The organism is Flavobacterium sp. SP2 (assembly GCF_057626655.1).
The window spans coordinates 23,986-50,512 of the sequence record NZ_JBVHBT010000010.1 but is presented as its reverse complement, the minus strand read 5'-3'; the positions used below and the strand labels follow the sequence as shown (position 1 = coordinate 50,512).

The following is a 26,527-nucleotide window of genomic DNA, read 5'->3' as shown; positions in this document are numbered from 1 at the left end:
GATAAAAGACTCGAAAAAGTCTATCATCTATTATCTCTCTGTCTATCATCCAAAAAAAATAAAACATGAAAACAGCATATATAGTATCCGGATTTCGTACGGCAGTTGGAAAAGCACCAAAAGGAGTTTTCCGTTTCAAACGACCTGACGAATTAGCAGCAGAAACAATCGAACATCTGATGGCGCAATTTCCAGATTTCGACAAGAAAAGAATTGATGACGTAATGGTTGGAAACGCCATGCCAGAAGCCGAACAAGGCCTGAACGTTGGACGATTAATTTCCTTAATGGGATTAAAAGTTACAGACGTTCCTGGTGTGACAGTAAATAGATATTGCGCTTCTGGACTAGAAACTATCGGAATGGCAACAGCCAAAATCCAAAGCGGAATGGCAGATTGTATTATCGCTGGTGGCGCAGAAAGCATGAGTTTTATCCCAATGGGTGGATACAAACCTACTCCAGATTACGCTGTCGCAAAAGAAGGAAACGAAGATTACTATTGGGGTATGGGTTTAACGGCAGAAGCTGTTGCCAAACAATTCAATATTTCTCGTGAAGATCAGGATGAGTTTGCTTTCAACTCACATCAAAAAGCTTTGAAAGCACAAGCTGAAGGTAAATTTGACAAACAAATTGTTCCAATTACTGTGGAGCAAACATTTATCAATGAAAATGGTAAAAAGGAAACAAAATCGTACGTAGTAAATAAAGATGAAGGTCCAAGAGCCGACACCAATACTGCTGCATTGAATAAATTACGACCTGTTTTCGCTGCTGACGGAAGTGTAACGGCCGGAAACTCGTCCCAAATGAGTGATGGTGCTGCGTTTGTACTTATCATGAGCGAGGAATTGGTAAAAGAACTAAACATCACTCCTATTGCGCGATTAGTGAATTTTGCATCTGCTGGTGTTGAACCAAGAATTATGGGAATCGGACCAGTAAAAGCAATTCCGAAAGCACTGAAACAAGCTGGTTTATCATTAAATGACATCGGATTAATCGAATTAAACGAAGCATTCGCCTCGCAAGCATTAGCAGTAACTCGCGAATTAAATCTGAATCCAGAAATCATAAACGTCAATGGTGGCGCAATCGCACTTGGTCATCCACTAGGTTGTACAGGTGCAAAACTTTCGGTACAATTATTTGATGAAATGAAACGCCGTGGCGATAAATACGGAATTGTGAGTATGTGTGTTGGAACTGGACAAGGAAGTGCAGGAGTATTTGAGCTGTTGTAAAGAGATTATAGATAATAGACGGAGAGATAATAGACGAAGAACATATAAAGTAAAAAAGTGAGCGACTTTAAAAGACACAACTTTAAGAAACTAAAAATTTGGCAAATGGGGATGGAAGTTGCCAAAATAGTTTTGGAAATGACTGATAGTTTTCCTATTACTGAAAAATTTGGTTTAAAAAGCCAAATGGATCGATGCTGCATTTCAATTCCATCAAATATTGCAGAAGGTTCAAGTAGAACAAATAAATCTTTTAGTCATTTTCTTGATATTTCATTAGGATCATCTTTTGAGTTACAAACTCAAGTACTATTAGCCAATCATAGAAAATATATAACAGAAGAACTAACAAACAATTTAGAACTAAAAATTGAAGAATTACAAAAAGCAACAATGGCTTTTCAAAATACGTTAAATAATTAATAAATAGATCGTCAATTATCTAGTCGTCTATTATCTATCATCTTAAAAAAAATAAAAAAATGAGCGAAATAACAAGAGGAGGTCAATTCCTAGTTAAAGAAACCAAATGTGAAAATATCTTTACTCCAGAAGATTTCTCAGAAGAACAATTGATGATGCGCGATTCTGTGAAAGAATTTACAGATAAAGAATTGTGGGCACACAAAGACAAATTTGAGAAAAAAGATTATGCCTATACAGAGGCTTCCATGCGTAAAGCAGGTGAAATGGGATTCTTAGGAATTGCAGTTCCTGAAGCTTACGGCGGATTAGGAATGGGATTTGTAGACACTTGTCTTGTTTGCGATTACATTTCGGGCGCTACTGGTTCGTTTTCAACAGCTTTTGGTGCGCATACCGGAATCGGTACAATGCCAATTACGTTGTACGGAAATGAAGAACAAAAATTAAAATACGTACCAAAATTAGCTTCAGGCGAATGGTTTGGCGCGTATTGCTTAACAGAACCAGGTGCAGGATCTGATGCCAATTCTGGAAAAACAAAAGCAGTTTTATCTGAAGATGGAAAAACGTATTCAATCACTGGACAAAAAATGTGGATTTCTAATGCTGGATTTTGTTCAGTATTTATAGTTTTCGCAAGAATTGGTGATGATAAAAATATTACAGGTTTTATCGTAGAAAATGATCCATCTAATGGAATTTCAATGAACGAAGAAGAGCATAAATTAGGAATTCGTGCTTCTTCAACCCGTCAGGTTTTCTTTAATGAGACGAAAGTTCCAGTGGAAAACATGCTATCGGAAAGAGGAAACGGATTTAAAATTGCAATGAATTCGTTAAACGTTGGACGTATAAAATTAGCTGCAGCTTGTTTGGATGCACAACGTAGAGTGACTTCTGGCGCAGTGAAATATGCTAACGAACGAGTTCAATTTAATACGCCAATTGCACAATTCGGAGCAATTCGTTACAAATTGGCAGAAATGGCAACAAGCTGTTATGCTGGAGAAAGTGCTACGTATAGAGCTGCAAAATCTATTGAAGATCGGATCAATGCAAGAGTTGCAGAAGGAAATTCACATCAAGAAGCCGAATTAAAAGGTGTTGAAGAATTTGCAATTGAATGTTCGATTTTAAAAGTGGCCGTTTCTGAAGACGTGCAAAATTGTGCAGACGAAGGTATTCAAATTTTTGGAGGTATGGGATTCTCTGAAGATACACCAATGGAATCAGCTTGGCGTGATGCAAGAATTGCACGTATTTATGAAGGTACAAACGAAATCAACAGAATGTTATCTGTAGGAATGTTGATCAAAAAAGCAATGAAAGGTCACGTTGATTTACTTGGACCAGCATCAAAAGTTCAAGAAGAATTAATGGGAATACCATCGTTCGATACGCCAGATTTCTCAGAATTATTTGCTGAAGAAAAGGTAATTGTAGCCAACTTGAAAAAAGCATTCTTAATGGTTGCTGGTGGTGCTGTTCAAAAATTCGGTCCAGATTTAGACGGACACCAACAATTATTAATGGCTGCAGCCGATATGTTAATTGAAATTTACATGGCAGAAAGCACCATTTTGAGAACTGAAAAAACAGCCAAAAGAGACGGTGAAGATAAAGTTCAAGAAGAAATTGCTATGGCAAAATTATATTTGTACAAAGCAGTGGATATCGTAAATTTAAAAGGAAAAGAAAGCATCATATCATTTGCTGAAGGTGATGAACAACGCATGATGTTAATGGGATTACGTCGTTTCACAAAATATACTAATATGCCAAATATTGTAGCTTTGAGAGAAACAATTACAGCAAAATTAGTTGCTGAAAACGAATACTGTTATTAAGATTTTTAGTTTAGTTAATTGTTTGAATTAGCCAACGGAAACGTTGGCTTTTTTTATGCACAAAAAAAACGTCGTTAAAATTAAGGACGGTTTTTCTTATAAAGTAACGTTTACTATTATTCGTTATGTAAGAATGCTTGTCTATTTAACAGCGTTTCTTCACTTTCTACATGATTATCATCAGGAATACAACAGTCAACAGGACATACCGCAGCGCACTGTGGTTCTTCATGAAAACCTTTACACTCGGTACATTTCCCTGGAACAATATAATAAATATCGTCAGAAATAGGTGTTTGCGCAGCATCTGAATCTACTTCAGTTCCGTCGGGTAGAATGATTTTTCCACGTAATTTGGTACCATCCTTATAGCGCCAATCGTCGGCACCTTCATATATTGCAGTGTTTGGACATTCTGGCTCGCACGCGCCACAATTTATACATTCGTCAGTGATTATAATTGCCATCTAGTTTAGTCTTAAAGTCCAAAGCTAAACATAGAACGTCAAATACTTTTGGCTTTCATACATTTGTCTTTCGACTAATTATCTTATTTTTGTGCAAAATTACAATCAAATCTTGTCATAAACAAATAAACAAATGTTACAAAACGATAAAATAAAATGTTTTATAGAACTAGGAAATTTTTTAAGACAATTTCATGAGAAAGAAGCTACTAAAAATCCTAATGTTTTAAATAACGATTTGTTTTTTGAAGATTTCGATTCATTACTGCAATTATCACAATCACATAATGGATGGTTCACACCCGAACAAGTTTATTTTGCAGTAAATTCGTGGGCAGATGCCTTAACCAAAGATAATTTTGACACGTGGTTGTCGCGCTATAGTTTTAAAAGCTCGAATGCAAAAACTGTTGGATTAATTCTTGCAGGAAATATTCCTCTTGTTGGATTTCATGATTTTCTATCAGTTTTAGTTTCAGGTAATAAAGTACTAATCAAAACTTCGTCCAACGACCAAAAACTTTTACCTTTTCTGGCAAATTATTTGATATCATTGGATTCAGAATTTAAAGAGCTAATCACCTTTACCGAAGGAAAACTAGAAAATTTTGATGCTGTTATTGCCACCGGAAGCAATAATACAGCAAGATATTTTGAATACTACTTTAAAGACAAACCAAGTATTATTCGCAAGAACAGAAACTCTGTGGCAGTTCTTGATGGTTTAGAAAGTAAGCAACAATTACAGAATCTTGGTGAAGATATTTTTAGATATTTTGGCTTAGGATGCCGAAACGTTTCCAAGTTATTTGTTCCTGAAAATTATGCTTTCGACACATTCTTCGAGGCAATATTTCCCTATCAAGACGTAATTCATTACGAAAAATATGCAAACAATTACGACTACAACAAGGCAGTTTTCTTAATGAGTAATTTTAAATTATTAGATAATGGTTTCTTAACGATTAAAGAAGACTCAAGTTATTCCTCACCTATTTCGTCTGTTTTTTATGAATTTTATGAAGATATAAACCATCTTAAAACTAAATTAAAAAACGATGAAGATCAAATTCAATGCATTGTTTCAAATACGCTAATTGATAACTCAATAGATTTTGGTCACACACAAAAGCCAAATTTATGGGATTATGCAGATAATGTAGATACGATTGAATTTCTTATGAACATATAGTTAAAAAACGATTAATTTATCTTATAAACTATTACGTTATTGTTAATAACATCGCGTCATTAGCTGCAAATCAAAAGTCATTTTTAACGGTCTATTTCCGAAATTTGCATTCTAAATTTATGGAAACACTACAATGAAAAAACACAACTACAGCGCCGGACCATGCATTCTTCCTCAGGAAGTATTTGAAAAATCAGCACAAGCTATTTTAAATTTCAACAATTCTGATTTATCAATATTAGAAATTTCACATCGAAGCAAAGATTTTGTTGCTGTGATGGATGATGCAAGAGCTTTGGTTTTGGAATTACTTGGTTTACAAGGAAAAGGATATCAAGCCTTGTTTTTGGCTGGTGGTGCAAGTTTAGAATTTCTTATGGTTCCGTACAACCTCATGAAAACTGACGGTAAAGCTGCCTATTTAGACACTGGAACTTGGGCAAATAATGCTATAAAAGAAGCAAAACATTTTGGTGAAACTGTAGTAGTTGCCTCTTCGAAAGAGCAAAATTACAATCATATTCCTAAAGACTACGCCGTTCCAACTGATGCAAGTTATTTTCATTGCACAAGTAACAATACTATTTTTGGAACACAAATGAAATCGTTTCCTGACTTGGATATTCCAGTAGTATGCGACATGAGTTCTGATATATTCTCAAGAAGTTTAGATTTTTCAAAATTTGATATCATTTATGCTGGCGCTCAAAAAAATATGGGTCCTGCAGGAACAACTTTAGTAGTCATTAAGGAAGACATTTTAGGTAAATCTGGAAGATATATTCCGAGTATGTTGGATTATCAAAAACATATTGCTGCCGAAAGTATGTACAATACACCACCGGTATTTCCAGTTTATGCCTCATTACTAACACTGCAATGGTTGAAAAATCTTGGAGGAATTGCTGCTATTGAAAAATTAAACGAAGCTAAAGCAAATTTACTTTATGCTGAAATTGACAGAAACCCTTTATTTAAAGGTGCTGCAGCCGTTGAAGACCGAAGCATTATGAATGCGACTTTCTTGTTAAACGATGAAAGCCACGCTCCTATTTTTGACCAAATGTGGAAAGAAGCAGGAATTTCTGGCTTACCAGGACATCGCTCTGTTGGAGGTTACCGCGCATCAATGTACAATGCATTACCATTAGAAAGTGTACAAGTATTGGTTGATGTAATGCGAGAGTTGGAAAAAAGTGTTCAGTAATTAGTTTTTAATATTCCTTAGAACTGATTAAAGAATAAATACAATTTAAAAAGCCAAAAGCACAGATTAGTTTAGCCCTGATAGCAATGGAAATCCTTTTTATCGTTTTTTTTAAACGATAAAAAGATTGAAATGAATAGCAGGAATAGCTTCAAAAAATAATAATTAAAATCATAATAAGCATCGAAAGATGCTGAAATAAATTCAGCATAAAAATGAAAGTATTAGCCAACGACGGATTGTCGAAAAGTGGAATTGAAGCCTTAGAAAAAGGTGGTTTTGAAGTAATCACGACCAAAGTAGCACAAGAACAAGTTGCTAATTTTATAAACAGTAACAACGTTGACGTAATTTTGGTTCGAAGTGCAACCAAAGTTAGAAAAGACATTATTGATGCTTGCCCAGGACTTAAAATTATTGGTCGCGGTGGCGTAGGTATGGATAACATAGATGTGGATTACGCTAGAGCAAATGGAAAACATGTAATAAATACTCCTGCATCTTCAAGCGAAAGTGTGGCAGAGTTAGTATTTGCTCATCTTTTCACAGGTGTACGATTTTTACATGATGCCAACAGAACTATGCCTCTTGAAGGAGATTCTAACTTTGAAGGTTTGAAAAAAGCCTATGCAAATGGCGTGGAACTTCGTGGCAAAACTATTGGAATCATTGGTTTTGGACGTATCGGTCAAGCTGTAGCCAAAATGGCGCTAGGATTAGGAATGAAAGTTATTGCAGCTGATAAATTTCTTGGCAAAGCAGAGATTAAAGTCGATTTTTATAACGGACAATTTATAAATGTCGAAATAAGTACCGAACCAATGGAAGATTTATTAAAACACTCTGATTTTATTTCATTGCACGTACCTGCTCAAGATGGTTATGTAATTGGCGCTGCCGAATTGGCGATGATGAAAGATGAAGTTGGAATCATAAATTGCGCTCGTGGCGGTGTTATCGATGAAGTTGCATTGATTGATGCTTTGGATAAAAACAAAGTACTCTTTGCTGGATTGGATGTTTTTGAAAACGAACCAACTCCTGAAATTAAAATTTTAATGCATCCGAAAATTTCTTTAACACCACACATTGGAGCTGCTACTGTAGAAGCACAAGACCGAATTGGGACAGAACTTGCCGAGCAAATAATTGGCATTTTAAGAAATTAATCATTCTATAAATTATATTTTAAATCCAAATCTGAAAATTTTAGATTTGGATTTTTTATTTTGTTATAAATTTAGATAAATTAAAATAGTACTTCACAACCTATTTGACAACAAGTGCTCTAATTACAAAATTTTATTTCAAAATTTAAGTTAAAATAAAATGGTAACTTATTGTTATTTAGTATTTTTATGTAAATTTCAAATGCTATGAAAAATTTATTTATATTACTTATTTTATCATTATTTCTATTCAGTTGTACTACTAACAAAAGTTTAGTTTTAGATCATAAGAAAGACGAGACTGTTTCACTTAGTGATACCGTAAGAATTGCCAATGAGGAATTGGAATATGAAGTGATTATACTTGAACCCGGATTTAATTCATGGCTAGTTTCGCAAGCTAGACCTCGAGGTTATTACACTGAAACTTTTTTAGAAAACAGAAATCAAGTGTGGATAACCGAATGGAATAATAGAGTTATGCAACCACAACGTTTTAATCCCAATTTATATCAAATGCAAATCAATTACGATAGATACATTCATTATGGGTATGAGGTAAATTATCTTATTTATAATTATTTGGTATTCTTTCAACTAAATTACAAACAACAGTTATCTGGACTTGTACCCCGAATTTAATTATACTATTTTTGCATTTCAAAACTACTGATGAAGAACTTTAAACAGCGTTGGCAAATAACATCCAATTGGCAAGTAGTTGTCATATTATTGGTCTTTGCTGCAACCGGCTTTACTTCATCTTATATTGCTGGACCTTTTTTAGAATTATTGGGAATAAAAAAAAATACAATTTCTTTGTGGATTTATTATCCTTTGTACCTTGTACTTATTTTTCCGTTCTATCAAATACTATTGGTTGGCTTCGGATTTCTTTTTGGCCAATTTAAATTCTTTTGGGCATTTGAAAAAAAAATGCTTCGGAGTATGAAACTCGGCTTTATCGTTAACATTTTTGAACAAAAAAAAGGAACTAATTAAAGTTCCTTTCTAAGTTTTACATCTTGATTTTTTATCACATAAGTATAAATCCATGTAAGAGTAAAAGTGGGAATAAAATCTGAAAATGGAAGAATTTCTTCTAAAAATTCAATTACTCCACCCACTTTACCAATAATTCCTTTGTACATTGAAGATAACATATAGGCTGCAAGTGGCGCCCAAATAGTATCTGCAAACTCACCTAAAAAAGGTACCAAATAAGTCAACATTCCCATTACATCAAACAGAATACCTAAATAAAGGTTGCGCTGTTTGTTGGATGAATTGACTATAACTTCGTTAGAAAGTATCATTTTATTTTTAAATTAATTTCTTAACTAATAACAAATCTAATGCCAATTTAAAAAAAATTGAATTAGAGGTATCAAATAGAAAAAATAAAAAAACCAACTCTTATAATAAGAATTGGTTCTAACATTAAAATTGGGCAAAAAAAAGGTGTTTTACTCTTTCTTAATCATGTTAAAAAAGTCATTTCTATTTTCTTTTTCATTAAAAATTCCACCATACTGAATTGTAGAAGTGTAACTGTTTTCGTCTTTTATACCTCTAGAAGACACACATAAGTGAGCCGCTTCCATAACAATTATTACGTTATCGGTTTCTAAAACGGTTTTGAGTTCATTAAATATTTGCATAATCAAGCGTTCTTGCACTTGTGGTCTGCGAGAAAAGTAATCAACAATTCTGTTTAGTTTAGACAATCCAATTACCTTTCCAGACGATACATATCCAATATGTGCCTTACCAACAATTGGTAAAAAATGGTGCTCGCAGGTTGAATTGAAATTAATATTAGCTTCTACCAACATTTTATCATAGTGATACGAATTATCAAATACTGATATTTTCGGTTTATTTTTAGGATCTAAACCGCTAAAAATTTCTTTAATAAACATTTTGGCTACACGATGTGGCGTTCCTTGAAGGCTATCATCGGTCATATCTAATCCCATTTCTTCCATAATGACTTTGAAATGTTTTTCAATAGTAGTCATTTTTTCTTCATCGGACTTTACAAATGCATCAGGCCTCATTGGTGTATCGGCAGATGTCATTTGGTGATTATCGCCAATCAATTCGTAAATTTCTTGTGTGTTCATGGCTATTGTTTTTTGGGATTAATTTTTAAGTTTTGATTTAAATTGTGTGCGTACTTTTTCAACTTTTGGCGTAATAACATACGAGCAATAGCCTTGTGTTTTATTTTTACTGTAGTAATCTTTGTGATAGTCTTCTGCTGGATAATAAACGACTGCTGGAGAAACTTTGGTTACAATAGGTTTTCCAAACCCGAAAGTATGCTCCTGCAAAAGCAATTGGATGTAATCTTCAGTTAACTTTTTTTGTTCCTCATTATGATAAAAAACCTCACTTCGGTATTGTGTTCCAATATCGGCACCTTGACGGTTTAAAGTAGTTGGATCGTGAGTAGCGAAGAACACTTCAAGTAATTCTCCAAAGGTAATAATTTTCGGGTCAAAAACTATTTGTATAGCTTCTGCGTGGCCAGTTTGTCCTGTACAAATATCTTTATAAGTAGGATTTACAAGTTCACCGCCAGTATAACCAGATGTTACAGATTGTACACCTTTTAACTCTAGAAAAACAGCCTCGGTACACCAAAAACATCCACCGGCAAAAGTGGCAATTTCATTTCCGTTTTGCATTAATTTTTTTGTTTTTTCAATATTGACTTTAGGAGATTCTTGTGCATTGGATTGGCACGAGAGGCAAATAAAAGCAAAAAGAAGTGTTAGTAATCGAATCATTAGTAATTTTTGTTTAACAAAAGTAGTAAATAATTAAACAATAATTATCATTTAACTAATATTTAATATTTACTTACGTATAAATAAAAGTTATAGTTCATTTATAATATGAGTAAATCTTTGTTTCTTTGTAAAAACGTTTTATATGATAATTGCAAAAAATATACATAAATATTACGACAAACTTCACGTCTTGAAAGGTGTAGATTTACATATTCAAAAAGGTGAAATTGTTTCAATAGTTGGTGCATCAGGTGCAGGAAAAACGACGCTTTTGCAAATATTAGGAACTCTTGACGAACCTAACCTGCAAGAAAAAAGTGAACTTCAAATAAACGGAACAACCATTCTTAAAATGAACGACAAAACATTGTCGAAATTTAGAAATGAGCATTTGGGTTTTATTTTTCAGTTTCACCAACTTTTACCTGAATTTACAGCACTTGAAAATGTATGTATACCTGCCTATATTGCAGGAAAAGAAAAAAAAGAAACTGAAATAGAAGCCAAAAGACTGTTAGACTATTTAGGCCTTTCACACCGAATCAATCACAAACCTGGCGAATTATCTGGTGGTGAGCAACAACGTGTTGCAGTTGCAAGAGCATTAATCAATAAACCGTCGGTGATTTTTGCTGATGAACCATCAGGAAACTTAGACACCGCATCGGCAGAAAATTTACACCAATTGTTTTTTAAACTTCGTGAAGAATTTGGACAAACATTTGTTATCGTAACCCACAACGAAGAATTGGCAAATATGGCCGACAGAAAATTGGTCATGGTCGACGGAATGATTTCAACAGATTTATAATGAATCCATCTGAATTAAAAGATTTTCTAGACGAGAAAGTACTATTATACAACAATCCTAATTTCATTGAAAGTGATCCAATTCAGATTCCACATCAATTTTCATTAAAGGAAGACATTGAAATTTCCGGATTTCTTGCCGCAACAATCGCCTGGGGAAACCGCAAAATGATTATCAATAATTCCAAAAAAATGATGGATTTGATGGGTAATTCTCCTTATGATTTTGTCATGTCACATTCAGAAAACGATTTAGAAAAACTAGAAAATTTTGTTCATAGAACATTCAATGGCACAGATTTTTCGACATTCATAAAAGGATTAAACCATATCTACCAAAACCATAACGGATTGGAAGCTGTCTTTTTAAAAAACATCGAAGAAAATTCCATGCAAAAAAGCATTTCTGAATTTAAAAAAGTTTTTTTCGAAATCAACCACCAATCTCGTACTCAAAAACACATTTCTGACCCACTAAACAATTCGGCAGCCAAAAGAATTAACATGTTTCTTCGTTGGATGGTTCGCGACGATAAAAAAGGAGTTGACTTTGGAATTTGGAAATCCATTTCGGCCTCAGCTCTATCCTGTCCGTTAGACGTACATTCAGGAAATGTGGCTCGAAAATTAGAACTACTTTATAGAAAACAAAACGATGCAAAAGCACTTTCAGAACTAGATACCAATTTGCGAAACTTAGACCAAAACGATCCTGTAAAATACGATTTTGCACTCTTCGGATTGGGAGTATTTGAAAAGTTTTAGCTCTTTTTTGTATCAGAACGTTACGTAAATAGATTTTATTTTTGTAATCATTTTTTCGAAAATAGCATTGAAATTGATTTTTGAAATTGACCTAGATATTGCAATTGATATTAAAAAATTATCCTATTTTTGCTAAGTAAAATTTTAATACAAAAAGTATGCTTATCATCGGAATTGCTGGAGGAACAGGATCAGGAAAAACAACTGTAGTTCATCAAATTATGAACGAATTACCAGAAGCCGAAGTCGGAATAATTTCACAAGATTCGTACTATAAAGACAACCACAATTTAGCTTTTGAAGAGCGTGCTTTAATAAATTTTGACCATCCAAGAGCCATCGATTTTGAACTTTTAGTCAAACATTTAAAAGCTTTGAAAGACGGTGAAACCATAGATCAGCCAGTGTATTCGTTTGTAACACACAACCGCACAGACGATACCATTTCTACGCATCCAAGAAAAGTAATGATTGTAGAAGGAATATTAATCCTAGCAAACCCTGAACTCAGAGACATGTTCGACATCAAAGTTTTTGTTCATGCCGATTCAGACGAACGATTAATTCGTCGTTTAAAACGTGATATTGCAGAACGTGGTCGCGATATGGAAGAAGTTTTAAACCGTTACCAAACAACCTTAAAACCAATGCACCAGCAGTTTATCGAGCCAACTAAAGCGTTTGCCGACATCATTATTCCAAACGATAAATACAATACCGTTGCCATCGATGTAGTTCGTGCCGTAATCAACCAACGTTTGACATAATTTTTGTACATTTCCACAATGAAAAAATGGTTCAATAACCTCATCACCAACTATCCATTCCTAAAATTTTTAGGAAGCAGATACACCTTGGTTACCCTATTTTTTCTGGTGTGGATGATTTTTCTGGACAACTATTCGTTCTTTGATCATCAAGTTTTGAACAAGCAAATAGACGAATTGGAAGACAATAAAACATACTATCAAGACGAAATTGCCAAAGATGAAAAAAGCATCAAAAGCTTAAAAAATCCAGGTCAAATAGAAAAATACGCTCGTGAAAAATATTACATGAAGCGCGACAGCGAAGACATTTATATAATTGACATCGAAGAAGATAGAATTAAAGATAGTTTATTAGAAGCCAATCAGTAGGCATTTCGACCAACGCAATTCCTGCTTTCCGCGTTACACGGTAACTGCTGCAATCAGGGCTAAATAATAAACTCTAAACAAGAAATCACATTTTAAAAGATATTTCTTCTAAAAATTAAATTCGAAATAAATAACTTCGATATATATCTAATTTGCAAAAAACGAATTGGTTTATCCTAAAAAAATATTTTTTTAAGCTACATTTGAAGTACTAAAAAGAAACATACTTGTGAATACAAAAAACACACTTTTTTCAGATTTTGAAAGCGTAAGTTCCAAGCAATGGAAACAACAAATTCAGTACGAACTAAAAGGCGCCGACTATAACGAAACGCTTGTTTGGGAAAGTCCAGAAGGCATCAAAGTAAAACCGTTTTACCACAGCGACGAATTTGAAACCACATCTGAACTTTCAATTAACACGCCAAAAAATGCCTTTTCAATTCAGCAAAACATATTCGTTCACGATGTTAAAAAATCGAACGAACGTGCAAGTGACAGCTTGAATCGCGGAGCAGAAAGCATACGTTTCACAATTGAAAATGAAACAATTTCTATTGCAGATTTAATGCTAAATCTTCCTTTAGAAAAAGTGACGTATTCTTTTTATTTGCCATTTCTCTCAATCGATTTCGTTAGTAAATTAAATGACTTTGCTACTAAAAACAATGCCCATTTCATTATTCAATTAGATGCAATCGGACAATTGTGTAAAGACGGCAATTGGTTTGAAAACTCAGAAAAAGATTTTGAAAAACTAAATCAAATTGCTAAAAATACTACAAGTTCATTTCTAAACATCAATGCAGAAGTTTACCAAAACGCTGGAGCCAATATTGTACAACAATTAGCGTACACTCTAGCACATGTGAATGAATATTTCAACAGAATTCCGGCCATAAATCAACCTATAACGATAGAAATTTCTGTTGGAACTAATTACTTTTTTGAGATTGCAAAACTTCGTGCGTTGCGACTATTATTCACAACTTTAGCATCCGAATACAATCATAATCTCGATTGTCATATCGTTGTAACACCAACCAAACGCAACAAAACATTATACGATTACAACGTAAACATGCTTCGCACCACAACCGAATGTATGTCGGCAATTCTCGGTGGAGCCAACGCAATTGCTAATTTACCTTACGATGCATTATATCATAAAGACAACGAATTTGGAGATAGAATTTCTCGAAATCAATTGCTTATTTTAAAACACGAAAGTTATTTTGATAAAGTAAATAATCCTGCCGATGGCGCTTATTATATTGAAAGTTTAACCAAACAATTAGCTGAAAAAGCCCTAGTTCTTTTTAAAGATATTGAAGCAAGCGGTGGATTTATAAAACAATTATCCGAGGGAAACATTCAGAAAAAAATCAGCGAAAGCGCTCAAAAAGAACAAGAATTATTCGACAGCGGAAAAGAAATTTTATTAGGAACCAACAAATATCCTAACAAAAATGACAAAATGAAGCACGATTTAGAATTATATCCTTTTGTAAAACAAAATCCGAGAAAGACGTTGATTGTACCAATCATTGAAAAACGTTTGGCTGAGAAATTAGAGCAAGAACGTTTAGCATCAGAATAATTCATAACTTTATAAAAAAGAAACAATGGAAGCGATAAGACAAACTGTAAAAGTTAAAAACCATACCATTAGTATAGTTTTACCTGAAGATTTTAATGCCGAATTTGTAGATGTTATAGTTTTACCATCGCAAAATGAAGAATATTCTATTCCACAATGGCAAATAAATGAGGTTAGGGAACGAACTGAAAAATATCTTAAAAATCCAGAAAATGTAACAGACATTGATGACTTTTTAAAAGAAATTGAGAATGATTTATAAAATTGTAATAATTGATGAAGCTAAAGTTGATTACAATAAATCCTTAAAATGGTACAAGGATATTAACCCAAAATTAGCAGAACGATTCAATTTATCATTTAAAGAAAGTTTGGCATTAATTAAAAAGAATCCTCTACACTATCAGATTCGATATGAAGATGTTAGATTAATAATGATTTCCAAATTTCCATATTTAATACATTTCACAGTTTACGATAAATTGATAGTTATTAAAGCAATTTACCATTCATCAAGAGACAGCAAACTAAACATCTTTTAATTTTAAGATTTTGAGAAAAGACATACAACATATACAATTAGTCGAAAGTCGAAAGTCGAAAGTCGAAAGTAATCAAACTAACTTCCACACTGCCGAAAACATCGATTTAAAGAAAATCTATTCCAAAGAAGACATTCAAGGATTAGAGCATTTAGATTTTGGTGCTGGTTTTGCCCCCAATTTGCGCGGACCTTATGCCACAATGTACGTGCGTCGTCCTTGGACAGTGCGCCAATACGCAGGATTTTCAACTGCCGAAGAAAGTAACGCTTTCTACAGAAGAAATCTTGCCGCAGGACAAAAAGGACTTTCTGTAGCATTCGATTTAGCCACACACAGAGGTTACGATTCTGATCACGAACGCGTTTTTGGAGATGTAGGAAAAGCTGGTGTTGCCATAGATTCGGTGGAAGATATGAAAATATTATTCGACCAAATTCCACTAGACGAAATGTCGGTTTCTATGACCATGAATGGTGCGGTTTTACCAATTATGGCATTTTATATTGTTGCAGCCGAAGAACAAGGTGTCGCACCAGAATTACTTTCGGGAACCATACAAAATGATATTCTGAAGGAGTTTATGGTTCGAAATACCTACATCTATCCGCCAACGCCATCGATGAAAATCATTGCAGATATTTTTGAATATACGAGCAAGAAAATGCCAAAATTCAACTCGATTTCTATTTCGGGTTACCACATGCAAGAAGCTGGAGCAACTGCCGATATTGAGTTGGCCTACACTTTAGCCGACGGTTTAGAATACATTCGCACTGGTTTAGCAACCGGAATGAAAATCGATGAGTTCGCTCCTCGCCTTTCGTTCTTTTGGGCAATTGGGATGAATCATTTTATGGAAATTGCCAAAATGCGTGCCGGACGAATGTTGTGGGCAAAATTGCTAAAACAATTCAGTCCGAAAGACGAAAAATCATTGGCTTTGCGAACACATTGCCAAACTTCGGGTTGGAGTTTAACCGAGCAAGATCCTTTTAATAATGTGGCTCGAACTGCAATTGAAGCAGCCGCAGCCGCTTTTGGCGGAACACAATCATTACATACCAACGCCTTAGACGAAGCCATTGCATTACCAACCGATTTCTCCGCTAGAATAGCCAGAAACACCCAAATATTTTTACAAGAAGAAACCAAAATTTGCAAAACGGTCGATCCTTGGGCTGGAAGTTATTATGTAGAAAGTTTGACCAACGAAATTGCACAAAACGCGTGGAAACTAATTGAAGAAGTAGAAGAATTGGGCGGAATGACGAAAGCCATCGAAGCTGGAATTCCGAAATTGCGTATTGAAGAAGCTGCGGCAAGAAAGCAAGCCAGAATTGATAGCAGTCAAGATATTATTGTTGGTGTTAACAAATTCAGATTAGAAAAAGAAGATCCATTACAGATTTTGGATGTCGATAACGATATGGTGCGCAAGCAACAAATTGAGCGTTTGACACAAATAAAAACCACTCGCGACAACACCAAAGTTGCTGAATGTTTGGCAAAATTAACAGTTGCTGCAAAAGGCAATACAAATGAAAATACGAAAGATTCCCGTTTGCACGGGAATGACATGCAGAAAAATGAGAATAATTTGTTATCTTTAGCAGTAGAAGCAGCAAGAAATAGAGCCACATTAGGTGAAATTAGTGATGCTTTAGAAGCAGTTTTCGGTAGATATAAAGCACAAATTAGAAGTTTTAGCGGTGTGTACAGTAAAGAAATAAAAAACGACGAGAGTTTTGAAAAAGCAAAACAACTAGCCGATGCCTTCGCCAAAAAAGAAGGCCGTCGTCCTAGAATTATGATTGCCAAAATGGGACAAGACGGACACGATCGTGGTGCGAAAGTTGTTGCCACAGGTTATGCCGACGTAGGTTTTGACGTGGATATTGGTCCATTATTTCAAACGCCTCCCGAAGCTGCGAAACAAGCCGTAGAAAACGATGTTCATATTCTTGGAGTTTCTTCTCTTGCTGCCGGACACAAAACTTTAGTACCACAAGTTATTGCACAACTAAAAAAATACGGACGCGAAGATATTATGGTCATTGTTGGTGGCGTAATTCCTGCGCAAGATTACCAATTTCTTTTTGATGCTGGAGCCGTTGCCGTTTTTGGTCCTGGAACTAAAATTAGTGAAGCCGCGATTAGTATTTTGGAAGTTTTGATGGAGGATTGATTTAATAAACCACAAATTATATATCAAACGCCGACTGAAAAGTTGGCGTTTTTAATTAAATATTCTCATCAATAGTAAATCCAACAGCTTTCGAATATTCATTTAAGTTTATTGAAGCAACTGTACCAATAACCTGCTGTAAATAATGCGTTAATTGAAGAAAAAACGTAATCATAGAATTATCATCATTACTAAAAACAATTTTATTAAAATTTCTTTTATCATAATATTCATTAATACTTTTCATATAATCTATTGATTTAACATCTTGTTCAAATCCTTTATAATCAACATAGAAACTACCAAAATCGGCAGCACAACCCATTTCCAAGGTTTGTAAACCTTTTAGAGATCTTAAATTTTTTTCAATAGTTATCTTTGATACTTTACTTGTACTTGCTAAAATTCCTCCGATTATTTTTGTTAATGCTCTTCCATTTCCTTTTGTCCCAGCATTAATAATACCTACTGATGTTCTCTTAAGTTTTCTTACACTTTCAATCTTTTTTCCTGCATATCCAATATGCCCTTTCAACTCTGGTTTAACTTCAAAAACAGCATAAACACCTTCTGCTGGAATATATTTAAATCCATTTTGATTGAAGACAAACGGCGTGTACATTTGGTCATAAATAACGACATCCATTTGGTGACTTGTATCGCCATTAGAATCAATAACTATCGCTTTATCTACACAATATCTACTAGGAAGATAGTTTCTTAACCAATCAATCCAAACATTTTCTAGAGCATCACCTTTAGAACCTGGATGAGAAATATATTTTATATTTGTTGATAATTGATCAACCATTTGATTTTGCAAACCCTTAAATAAATCTTTTAAAATAATTTTACTCATATTTATAAATTTTTTTATTAAAAAACACATTAAAACTATAATCTCTAATCCCTTTCGTATCAAAACCAATAATTAATAAAACTGGATTTTCAACATCTCCTTTAGCAATTATTTTTAAAGCATTAAAATCTGTTTGACTATATCTTGAATCTGAATTAGGATGTGTATGCCATTCACCTAGATAATGAATCTGCTCATCTTCAAAAATTTGAATTAGTATTTCTTTAGTTTCTTGGTTAACAATGTGTTTAAATGATACAGGCGAATTTGTATAATCCGAAGCAACAATTTGTTTAACTATAATTGCCTTACTTTTATCATTAGAATATTTACCTAATAAATAACCTCCAATTTCATTTGGATAATGTAATAAAGCGACATCCAACAATTCATTTAAAAGATTAACATCGTATTCAATCTTTAAACCAATTACATTATTAGATTTTATCATTGATTAATCTTTTAATTTAATTATATAGTTTTCCTCTTCTTTCACTTCCAACATAAAAGTTTTTAATGGTAATGCTTTTTCCAATCTATAATTAATATTACTTAATGCATAATTTAAAAGAGCACTAATATTATGATAAGATGCTCTAAAAGTAGGATTCCAACAACCTTGAGGGAAAAATAAATCATCTAAATCCTGTTTGATAGTGTTATAAATTTTTGAATTTTCCTCATATATATTTTCATTTCCAATAATACATACCAATTCATTTGCATTATTAGATATAGAAATCGTAATCATGTTTGTTGTAATATTTAAATCATCAAGAATTAAATTAACATCATTATTTGCAGTGCAATTAATTACATAATCATAACTATTTAGAAAATTTGAATATCTTAATTTTAAATCGTCTGACAGTAAAGGAATAATTGAATAATCAAATTTTGTAATATTCACAAAAGGTGAAATTTCAAATAAAATTTGACTTAACTCATCTATTTTTTTTGTTTCTCCTTGTGAAAAATTATATTTAGCTCTACAGATATTTCCAATCTCTTTATTGTCATTGTCAAAAAAATCTAAAAATTTACAACCTCCGCGAACGAGAGATTCCGATAAATTACTTCCTATTGCTCCAACTCCAATTAAAAGTATTTTACCATCAGATAAACTTTCATGCAGCTTTCCTCTTCCAAAAAACAGTTCATAAGAACTATCAACAGTTTTAAACCAAGTTATTTTTCTATTCAATATTTTTCCTTTAAAAACAGGAATGTCATAATAATCAATTTTTATTGTTTCAAAATTTATTTTTCCTTTCCCAATTGGATATCCAAATAACAATATAAAATATTTCCCATCTATTAAATCTTTCTTATCAATATTTTTCACCGAATCGTTTAGAAATTTTAGAAAAGGACTATTAAAAGTACTTTCAAAATCAATCCAATTATTAAACGAAAAATTTCTATAATAAACTGGAACTCTATCAGAAATGAAATACAAACCTTTGAAAGAATTTTTAAATTCACTATTGTGTTTATTCCAACTAAATACAATGTTTAACTTTTCTTTTTGACTTTTTAAGCATTGAACTAAATAGGTGTTTTTTAAACTTAGATTATTCTTTTGTGTGAAATAAAAAAAGCCAAAATCATTTTCTTTAGGCTTAGAATCAGTATCACAAAATAAAAACACATGATTAATCTCTTGATTTTCGTAAAATAAATATTCAAAATGATTATCGTTTACTTCATTAATGTAGTATTTATCAGTCCATTCTAATAATGCTTTAATGTCAGATTCAAGTTTTAATTTTAAATGAGGCGTTGTTAAAGTGTGAAAACAAACTGATCCATCATAATTTATATGAGCAAACTTTTTTAAATAATTATTGTAAAATGTAATTGATTCAGTTTTACCAGTTTTTAAAGGATAATTCAAATTTACTTCAACATCAAATATTATATTTTCTTTAACTTGGCATATAACTTCAATTTTACCCTTGATTATATTATCAACAACCTCAAAATCTTTTACTATTTTGAGGTTATTTGTGAACTGTTGAAAAACTGTATTTACATCAAATACTTTTTTTTCCATTCTATCCAAATTGATTACTTGGTGGAATTATCGCACTTGAAGAATTATTAATTCTATAACTGTTTTTTGATTCAGTTTCCACTTCTTTATACTTTTCATTTTCTTTAAAATAGTTTTTTAAATTTTCTTCATTTAATTCAACATTATCAAGAATATTTTGAAAGTCATTTTTTAAAGAGTTTTTTTGATAACTGTCTAGAGTTTTTGCAATATCATTACTAGAGTTTCCTGGATCTTTCAAAGTGAAATTTTCTTTGGTAATTTCATCTTTGATATATTCTAAAACAACTTTGAGTTTTTCCCAAAGATTTCCTGAGACAATCTTATTATTTAAAGCTTTAATAACAATTAGTTCCATGAAAAAAGATTTAAAATCCTTATTTTTTTGATACTTCCAAATTTTTAATAGTCGAATTATTTGTCTCGCATCTTGTTTGCCTTTAATATTTTCAATTTGAGCATGAATATTTGTTTGTGTATAATTCTCGTCATAAGTATTGATATTTATATTTAAATAATAATCTTTAGGATATGCATCCTTACTCAATTCTCTTCCTGGTACAATATCTATTTGAATAATATCGCCATCAGAATCAGCATAAAATTCAATACCTATTGAAACTTTTTGCTTTCTAACATATGCTAAACTTTTATACTCTTCGTTCAAAAAATCATAGACATCATTGAACATATCTTCAATTGTCGAAAAGGAATTTCTTTTGAAAGGAACAACTAAATCCAAATCAAATTTGGAATTGATTGCCGTGTGCTTTGCATAAGAACCTGAATTAAACGGAGCATAAATTTTTTCTTCATACTTACCTTCAAGTTTTTCTTTAATTTCCTTCCTTTTTTCTTTGAACTTATCGAATAATGCATCGATATGTTTCATTTTGTGTGTCTCTATGACACTTCCTAAATAATCAGCTTTACTAAAACTCATTTTCTTTCTTTTTTAAAATTTTACTCAAAATTATTGGTCGGTATTGAGTATAAGACCGAGAAGAAAACCGTTAAAAAATTTGCAGGAGAAAAAAAATAGAATAGATTTGCACCTCCAAATAAAAACTTCTCCATTCTTTCTATTGGAGGAATTTTTGTAAAAACTATAAAAGAGTCCTGAATTACGAGTTCGGCGGACTCTTTTTTTATTCTCACAAATTGTGCCAATAATCCTTACAAAAAAAATATTAAAATACTTCTAGAAAAAAACTTACGCTTAATCGATAAAAATTTGTATTTCATCTGAAAAACTGACATTTTTTTTCAATTTTATAAAAACTGACAAGAGTGTTTTTTTTCTGACATTTTTTCAGTAGAAAACATAAAGTCTGCCAAACATCTTATTTTTAGCAGTTTAAAGGCATAAAAAAGCCACAAATCAATGTAGCTTTTAATAAATTTGCTTAAACCCAAGCTCTACGAAATCTCTTGCTACCACAAAATAAAAAATCCAGTTTTATTTATTTTTTTGTCACAATTATATGCTATATTTGTGACAGATTATCTAAATAAAAATTATGGAATCTATTGAAAATCAAATTAATAAATCGATTTCAAATCATAAGCGTGGAAAATTATTTTTCCCAAATGATTTTATCAAATTTGGCACTTCAACTTCAGTTAGGCAAGCATTAAAGCGATTGGAAGATAAGTCATTTTTAATTCGGTTAAGCCATGGAGTTTATTTATATCCTAAAAAACATAAAGTGTTAGGTGTTCTTTATCCAACACTAGACGAAATTGCCATTGCGATTGCAAAAAGAGATAAAGCTAGAATTATTCCAACAGGAAATCAAGCCTTAAATAAATTAGGATTGTCAAATCAAGTTCCTATGAATGTAGTTTATTTGACCGATGGCGCACCAAGGTCAATTAAAGTACATGATAAATATAGTATCAAGTTTAAAAAAGCAGCTCCCAAATTATTATCGGCAAAAAATGAAACAATCGTTTTAGTCATTCAAGCATTAAAAGAATTAGGAATCGATAAAGTTGATGATGTAGTTTTAAAAAAAATCACTGAAATAATAAAAAACTTACATCTTGATGATATTAAACACGATATAAAGTTAGCACCAGTTTGGATTGCCGAAATCATTAAAAATATTATTAAACAATAATTATGGTGGAATGGTTTAATTTATCGGAAGATGAAAGAAGAATTATCATTAATCAAGTCAGTATTAAAAAAGGATTACTACCAACTGCTATTGAAAAAGATTGGTGGGTTGTAATTGCTTTAAAAGCAGTTTTTAAAACAAAATATAGTGATTATCTATTATTTAAAGGAGGAACATCATTAAGTAAATCCTATAATTTAATTGAACGTTTTTCAGAAGATATTGATTTAGCATTAGACCGGTCTTTTTTTAATCTTGACGGTAATCTTACTAAAAGTCAAGTAAAAAATTTAAGAAGAAAATCTGCGAAATTTGTTAGTGAAATCTTTATGCATGAATTAAAAAAAGAGCTTCAAGAAAATAATGTCAAAGATTTTGAATTAAGCATAGTCAATTTTGAAGAGTCAGATACTGATCCAATAAGTATTGAATTACGATATAAATCATTGACTGAAACTATTCCTTATTTACAACCTAGAATTTTGATAGAAATAAGTTCGCGTTCCTTACGTAATCCATTTGAAAATAGAGAAGTTATTTCTTTTATTGATGAAGTTTATCCAAATTTACCTTTTTCTAATAAACCAATAAGTGTTCCGACAGTTTTACCAACAAGAACTTTTTTAGAAAAAATATTTTTATTACATGAAGAGTTTCAAAAGCCAGATGAAAATAAAATCAGACATGAACGAATGACAAGGCATTTGTATGATATTTCAAAATTGATGGATTCAAATTATTCGCAACAAGCATTAAACAATACTGAATTATACCAAACTATTGTTACTCATAGAGCAATGATAACAAATTTACCTTGGGTTGATTACACTAAACATAATACCAAAACTTTAAATTTTATTCCTTCTGAAAATATAATAGAAAATTGGAGAAAAGATTATAAAGACATGCAAGAAAGTATGTTTTATGGAAAAACCGACTCCTTTGATGAATTGATTATGAAGTTGACAGCATTAAACAAAGAAATTAATAATCTATAATTAAAAAAGAGCGACAAACCTATCGCTCTTTACCAATCAATTCTTCTTCTTTTTCCTGTCGCCATCCTTTTTAGCTTTTGCTTTTTTCTTTGGTTCTAGCAATTCCAATTTAGCTTTTAGTCGCTTTTCGGTTTCTTCTACTTCGTAGGAATTGTCGTTTGCCGTTAGTAAAAGTTTAATCTCTTTTAGCAATTTTACTGCTTTCTTGAATTCTTTTTGTTGTTCTAATAAGAATACTTTTCTAAGCATAATTGCTACTTTGTTGATGCCTTTTATGGTCAAAGCAAATTCGATTAATTTCAATGCTTCATCATAATCTTCGTTTAAAAGTAAGGCATCCAGATAATACGGATAAACTGCAACCGAATGAATATCGATAGCCAAAGCTTCTTGAAAATAACGTTTGGCTTCTTCGTAATCGTGCAATTGTTCGGTTTGAATTCTACCATACAAACACAAAGCCATTACGTTTTTATCATTGTACGACAAAGCATAATCTAAGGATTCGATGGTTCCTTCCAACCAATACGGATAGTTATCCAAGGCTTGAAAAAGATATTTATCTACTGTTTTCATTTTTTATTAGTAATTAGTGATTAGTGACTAGTAATTAGTCGCTAATCTGTTTGATATTTTTTGTTAATTCTTCTTTTGCTTTCTGTCGTTCTGATTTGTAGCTTTTTACTACTTTCTCTTTTTTAAAATCAGAACCTTTGAACGTTCGTGTTGGATTACCGCGTTGTACATTCAATTGGTTTTCCCATTGGTTGCTTACTTGCTGTTTTATCTGTTCCAATTCGGAAACCTTGAATTTTTCTATCAATCGCTCGGTTGCCAATTTCTTGTTTTGGTGTTGCGAACGTGAATCCATTGACACAACGCTCTTTCCTGTTGGAAGATGTGTTGCTCTAATTGCCGAACTCACTTTGTTGACGTGTTGTCCGCCCGCGCCAGAACTTCGCATTGCTTGGTATTGAATGTCTTTTTCGGAGATGGTTTTTATTTGTAAACTCTCAATTTCAAAAATACCGATAAACCAGTTTTTGCGTTTGTGCATTTTTCTAAAACTGCTTTGTCCAATCCATTGAATGGTTCCTGACCAAGATGCTATAAACTGATTTACTGATTTTCCTTTTAGCATTAATAAAGCCGAAGCAACTGTTCCGTTTTCTTGTCCGGATTCTCGTTGTAGCACTTTGACTTCCAATTGATTTTCTTGTGCTTCTTCCAACACTTTTTTAAGCACTTGAGCCGCAACCCAAGTGCATTCTGCTGGTCCGCGACCTGCTGTTATTTGAATTATTTTGTCCATTTTTTTAAATAGTTTCAAAAGTTAAAATGGTTTTTCTAATAGCCCTGATGCTGGAATTTGTTTGAGCTCTTGGCCCGATTTTTATCGGGACAAAGCGAGTTCCAGCAGCAGGAACAGGGATGGCTGATAAAGCCCGAGCCATTCGCTTCTAATAAAAAAACCACTCCACTTTTATTTATCCATTCGCACGATTTTTGGTGTGAATGTTCCTAAAACAGTAACCAATTCGGTTTGCAAAGCCATAACTTTATGGATGTCTTTGTACGCCATTGGCGCTTCGTCTACATTGCCTCCGATGAGTTGCACCTCGTGATTTGCCAAGATTTTTTTAATCTGACTTGGCGTGAAATTGGCTTTGCATTTGGCTCTAGAAAACAAACGTCCGGCTCCGTGAGAAGCCGAATTTAATGACTCGGTATTTCCTTTTCCCATGACGATATAACCTGGCGCAGTCATCGAACCCGGAATTATTCCAAGTGTTCCTTCGTGCGCTGGCGTTGCGCCTTTTCTGTGAACGATGCATTCTTTCCCATTGACTTGCTCTTTCCATGCGAAATTGTGGTGGTTTTCTATGGTTACCACAATGCGTTTTCCGATGGCTTTGGCGATTCGTTTGTGAATGTTATCGTGACAGGCTTTGGCATAATCGCCGGCTAAATTCATTGCCAACCAATATTCCTGACCGTCGTGCGTGTTTAAATCGAGCCATGCCAAATGCTGTACATTTTTAGGTAACGGACATTGTTTTGTTGCCAAATACGTGTAATGTTTTGCTATGTTGGCACCCATTCCGCGTGAACCACTGTGTGATAAAACGCAGAAATAACTTCCTGCTTCTAACTTCCACTCGGGTAATGGTGTGTCCAATTGCACGATTCCGAATTCAACGAAATGATTGCCTCCGCCAGATGTTCCGAGTTGTTTGTATGCTTTGGATTGCAAACTTTTCAGCAACGGAATATCTTGAAATTCGGATCGTGAGAAAATCTCGTGATCGGCTTTTATGGCGTGCGTTTCGTTCATTCCGAATTTGGTATGATCTTTCAAAATGGCTAGCAATTGATGGTCTTTTCCTTTAAGGAACGACGCGGGTAAATCGAAAATCGATAAACTCATTCGGCAGCCAATATCAACACCAACGCCATATGGAATAACCGCATTGTCTGTTGCTAAAACGCCGCCAATGGGCAATCCGTAACCCGAATGTGCATCGGGCATCAACGCTCCGGCAACTGAAATCGGTAACTTTAACGCATCATACAATTGAAATTTGGCTTGTTCGTCGATTTCGTTTTCACCAAATATGGAGAATGGCGCTCGTGTAGTTTGCAATTGATGCATGCGTACTTGCACTGGGTTGACCAATCCTTCGGCTACTTTGCCCCAAGTCCCGTTATTTTTATAGTTCTCAGGATGCAAAAGCACGTCTTTGGCTTCGTTAATGATACTGTCTTTTTTTTCTCTTTTTCGGTATCTGCTTATTTGTCCTAAAGCAATATTGATACTGTTATTCTTTGGAAAGCCTAATTTTATTAGATCTCTTCCAGTTAATTTATTTCCCATGATTTTTTAACATTGTTATTTATAGTGCGATTATTTCTGCAAAAGCAAAAAAACGGCAAGACATCTCGTTCCGATTAGGGAAAGAGTACATGAACTTTGTTCGGGAAAAATTTTGTGAAGAGTCTAGAATAAATACAAAAAAGCCCGAAACTAAATATCTTCGGGCTTTTTCATATATTATAAAAGTAAATTTCTATGATTGAAATAAGCCACGAAGAA

Annotated in this window: 29 protein-coding genes; 18 read left to right on the top strand and 11 right to left on the bottom strand. The window is 33.0% G+C overall.

All coding sequences use genetic code 11. The annotated features are described in order from the left end of the window. The first annotated feature begins 65 nt into the window (after positions 1-65). Genes ACZ098_RS16035 through ACZ098_RS16025 form a run of 3 tightly spaced genes read left to right on the top strand, consistent with a single transcriptional unit; the run spans position 66 to position 3,520 of the window. The gene (locus tag ACZ098_RS16035; protein ID WP_487312777.1) at positions 66-1,247 is read left to right on the top strand and encodes an acetyl-CoA C-acyltransferase; all 1,182 of its coding nucleotides are present in this window, start codon (positions 66-68) and stop codon (positions 1,245-1,247) included. Between the two features lie 57 nt (positions 1,248-1,304). Further along, a complete protein-coding gene (locus ACZ098_RS16030; protein WP_487312776.1) occupies positions 1,305-1,670 on the top strand; it encodes a four helix bundle protein in 366 nt (121 codons plus the stop codon). A 59-nt stretch (positions 1,671-1,729) separates the two neighbouring features. Further along, complete coding sequence (locus ACZ098_RS16025; protein ID WP_487312775.1) at positions 1,730-3,520, top strand: acyl-CoA dehydrogenase family protein; 1,791 nt, start codon at positions 1,730-1,732, stop codon at positions 3,518-3,520. 116 nt (positions 3,521-3,636) lie between these two features. On the opposite strand, the gene ACZ098_RS16020 is transcribed toward ACZ098_RS16025, so the two are convergent. Next, positions 3,637-3,987 carry a 4Fe-4S dicluster domain-containing protein gene (locus tag ACZ098_RS16020; RefSeq protein WP_487312774.1) on the bottom strand — a complete coding sequence of 117 codons (351 nt, stop codon included), beginning with the start codon at positions 3,985-3,987 and terminating at the stop codon, positions 3,637-3,639. 133 nt (positions 3,988-4,120) lie between these two features. On the opposite strand from ACZ098_RS16020, the gene ACZ098_RS16015 reads away from it, so the two are divergent. From ACZ098_RS16015 to ACZ098_RS15995, 5 genes are all read left to right on the top strand, one after another. Continuing rightward, entirely contained in the window at positions 4,121-5,179 is a 1,059-nt protein-coding gene (locus ACZ098_RS16015; RefSeq protein ID WP_487312773.1) for an acyl-CoA reductase, read from the top strand. Between the two features lie 133 nt (positions 5,180-5,312). Continuing rightward, positions 5,313-6,386: a 3-phosphoserine/phosphohydroxythreonine transaminase gene (gene serC, locus ACZ098_RS16010; protein WP_487312772.1), complete on the top strand. Its 1,074-nt coding sequence runs from the start codon at positions 5,313-5,315 to the stop codon at positions 6,384-6,386. A gap of 215 nt (positions 6,387-6,601) precedes the next feature. After that, positions 6,602-7,555, top strand: a complete 954-nt coding sequence (locus tag ACZ098_RS16005; protein WP_487312771.1) for a D-2-hydroxyacid dehydrogenase — start codon at positions 6,602-6,604, stop codon at positions 7,553-7,555. Between the two features lie 207 nt (positions 7,556-7,762). Continuing rightward, positions 7,763-8,197 carry a DUF6146 family protein gene (locus ACZ098_RS16000; RefSeq protein ID WP_487312770.1) on the top strand — a complete coding sequence of 145 codons (435 nt, stop codon included), beginning with the start codon at positions 7,763-7,765 and terminating at the stop codon, positions 8,195-8,197. Between the two features lie 30 nt (positions 8,198-8,227). Continuing rightward, on the top strand, positions 8,228-8,557 hold the full coding sequence (locus ACZ098_RS15995) for a DUF6787 family protein (RefSeq protein ID WP_487312769.1): 330 nt from the start codon (positions 8,228-8,230) through the stop codon (positions 8,555-8,557). Here the strand turns inward: ACZ098_RS15995 and ACZ098_RS15990 are convergent. From ACZ098_RS15990 to msrA, 3 genes are all read right to left on the bottom strand, one after another. Next, positions 8,554-8,871 carry a hypothetical protein gene (locus tag ACZ098_RS15990; RefSeq protein WP_487312768.1) on the bottom strand — a complete coding sequence of 106 codons (318 nt, stop codon included), beginning with the start codon at positions 8,869-8,871 and terminating at the stop codon, positions 8,554-8,556. The genes ACZ098_RS15995 and ACZ098_RS15990 overlap by 4 nt on opposite strands. Before the next feature lie 150 nt (positions 8,872-9,021). Next, positions 9,022-9,681: a GTP cyclohydrolase I FolE gene (folE, locus tag ACZ098_RS15985; protein ID WP_487312767.1), complete on the bottom strand. Its 660-nt coding sequence runs from the start codon at positions 9,679-9,681 to the stop codon at positions 9,022-9,024. An 18-nt stretch (positions 9,682-9,699) separates the two neighbouring features. Then, a complete protein-coding gene (msrA, locus tag ACZ098_RS15980; RefSeq protein WP_487312766.1) occupies positions 9,700-10,350 on the bottom strand; it encodes a peptide-methionine (S)-S-oxide reductase MsrA in 651 nt (216 codons plus the stop codon). A 145-nt stretch (positions 10,351-10,495) separates the two neighbouring features. Between msrA and ACZ098_RS15975 the strand changes: the two genes are divergently transcribed. The 8 genes from ACZ098_RS15975 to scpA all read left to right on the top strand — a co-directional run bounded on the left by ACZ098_RS15975 (position 10,496) and on the right by scpA (position 17,397). Continuing rightward, a complete protein-coding gene (locus ACZ098_RS15975; RefSeq protein WP_487312765.1) occupies positions 10,496-11,164 on the top strand; it encodes an ABC transporter ATP-binding protein in 669 nt (222 codons plus the stop codon). Beyond that, positions 11,164-11,928: a TIGR02757 family protein gene (locus ACZ098_RS15970; protein ID WP_487312764.1), complete on the top strand. Its 765-nt coding sequence runs from the start codon at positions 11,164-11,166 to the stop codon at positions 11,926-11,928. Before ACZ098_RS15975 ends, ACZ098_RS15970 begins: the two co-directional genes overlap by 1 nt. A gap of 158 nt (positions 11,929-12,086) precedes the next feature. Beyond that, positions 12,087-12,695, top strand: a complete 609-nt coding sequence (gene udk, locus ACZ098_RS15965) for a uridine kinase (RefSeq protein ID WP_487312763.1) — start codon at positions 12,087-12,089, stop codon at positions 12,693-12,695. 18 nt (positions 12,696-12,713) lie between these two features. Continuing rightward, the gene (locus ACZ098_RS15960; RefSeq protein ID WP_487312762.1) at positions 12,714-13,067 is read left to right on the top strand and encodes an FtsB family cell division protein; all 354 of its coding nucleotides are present in this window, start codon (positions 12,714-12,716) and stop codon (positions 13,065-13,067) included. A gap of 229 nt (positions 13,068-13,296) precedes the next feature. Then, on the top strand, positions 13,297-14,667 hold the full coding sequence (locus ACZ098_RS15955) for a methylmalonyl-CoA mutase subunit beta (protein ID WP_487312761.1): 1,371 nt from the start codon (positions 13,297-13,299) through the stop codon (positions 14,665-14,667). Positions 14,668-14,692: 25 nt separating this feature from the next. Next, positions 14,693-14,929 carry a hypothetical protein gene (locus tag ACZ098_RS15950; protein WP_487312760.1) on the top strand — a complete coding sequence of 79 codons (237 nt, stop codon included), beginning with the start codon at positions 14,693-14,695 and terminating at the stop codon, positions 14,927-14,929. After that, positions 14,919-15,209: a type II toxin-antitoxin system RelE/ParE family toxin gene (locus ACZ098_RS15945; protein WP_487312759.1), complete on the top strand. Its 291-nt coding sequence runs from the start codon at positions 14,919-14,921 to the stop codon at positions 15,207-15,209. Before ACZ098_RS15950 ends, ACZ098_RS15945 begins: the two co-directional genes overlap by 11 nt. Before the next feature lie 7 nt (positions 15,210-15,216). Continuing rightward, positions 15,217-17,397, top strand: coding sequence for a methylmalonyl-CoA mutase (gene scpA / locus ACZ098_RS15940; RefSeq protein ID WP_487312861.1), 2,181 nt, complete (start codon positions 15,217-15,219; stop codon positions 17,395-17,397). 55 nt (positions 17,398-17,452) lie between these two features. On the opposite strand, the gene ACZ098_RS15935 is transcribed toward scpA, so the two are convergent. Genes ACZ098_RS15935 through ACZ098_RS15920 form a run of 4 tightly spaced genes read right to left on the bottom strand, consistent with a single transcriptional unit; the run spans position 17,453 to position 21,255 of the window. Further along, on the bottom strand, positions 17,453-18,256 hold the full coding sequence (locus ACZ098_RS15935; protein ID WP_487312758.1) for a DUF6602 domain-containing protein: 804 nt from the start codon (positions 18,254-18,256) through the stop codon (positions 17,453-17,455). Further along, the gene (locus ACZ098_RS15930; RefSeq protein WP_487312757.1) at positions 18,249-18,707 is read right to left on the bottom strand and encodes a Mov34/MPN/PAD-1 family protein; all 459 of its coding nucleotides are present in this window, start codon (positions 18,705-18,707) and stop codon (positions 18,249-18,251) included. Before ACZ098_RS15930 ends, ACZ098_RS15935 begins: the two co-directional genes overlap by 8 nt. A gap of 3 nt (positions 18,708-18,710) precedes the next feature. Then, the gene (locus ACZ098_RS15925) at positions 18,711-20,312 is read right to left on the bottom strand and encodes a ThiF family adenylyltransferase (protein ID WP_487312756.1); all 1,602 of its coding nucleotides are present in this window, start codon (positions 20,310-20,312) and stop codon (positions 18,711-18,713) included. Position 20,313: 1 nt separating this feature from the next. Continuing rightward, on the bottom strand, positions 20,314-21,255 hold the full coding sequence (locus ACZ098_RS15920) for an SMODS domain-containing nucleotidyltransferase (RefSeq protein ID WP_487312755.1): 942 nt from the start codon (positions 21,253-21,255) through the stop codon (positions 20,314-20,316). Between the two features lie 577 nt (positions 21,256-21,832). Between ACZ098_RS15920 and ACZ098_RS15915 the strand changes: the two genes are divergently transcribed. Then, a complete protein-coding gene (locus ACZ098_RS15915; RefSeq protein WP_487312754.1) occupies positions 21,833-22,435 on the top strand; it encodes a DUF6088 family protein in 603 nt (200 codons plus the stop codon). Between the two features lie 2 nt (positions 22,436-22,437). After that, the gene (locus ACZ098_RS15910) at positions 22,438-23,433 is read left to right on the top strand and encodes a nucleotidyl transferase AbiEii/AbiGii toxin family protein (RefSeq protein WP_487312753.1); all 996 of its coding nucleotides are present in this window, start codon (positions 22,438-22,440) and stop codon (positions 23,431-23,433) included. A 36-nt stretch (positions 23,434-23,469) separates the two neighbouring features. On the opposite strand, the gene ACZ098_RS15905 is transcribed toward ACZ098_RS15910, so the two are convergent. From ACZ098_RS15905 to ACZ098_RS15895, 3 genes are all read right to left on the bottom strand, one after another. Beyond that, positions 23,470-24,009, bottom strand: a complete 540-nt coding sequence (locus tag ACZ098_RS15905) for a tetratricopeptide repeat protein (RefSeq protein ID WP_487312752.1) — start codon at positions 24,007-24,009, stop codon at positions 23,470-23,472. Between the two features lie 34 nt (positions 24,010-24,043). Further along, positions 24,044-24,745 (bottom strand): peptide chain release factor H, encoded by a 702-nt coding sequence (gene prfH, locus ACZ098_RS15900; RefSeq protein WP_487312751.1) that lies wholly within the window; start codon positions 24,743-24,745, stop codon positions 24,044-24,046. A gap of 171 nt (positions 24,746-24,916) precedes the next feature. Continuing rightward, positions 24,917-26,308, bottom strand: coding sequence for an RtcB family protein (locus tag ACZ098_RS15895; protein ID WP_487312750.1), 1,392 nt, complete (start codon positions 26,306-26,308; stop codon positions 24,917-24,919). Positions 26,309-26,527: the final 219 nt, after the last annotated feature.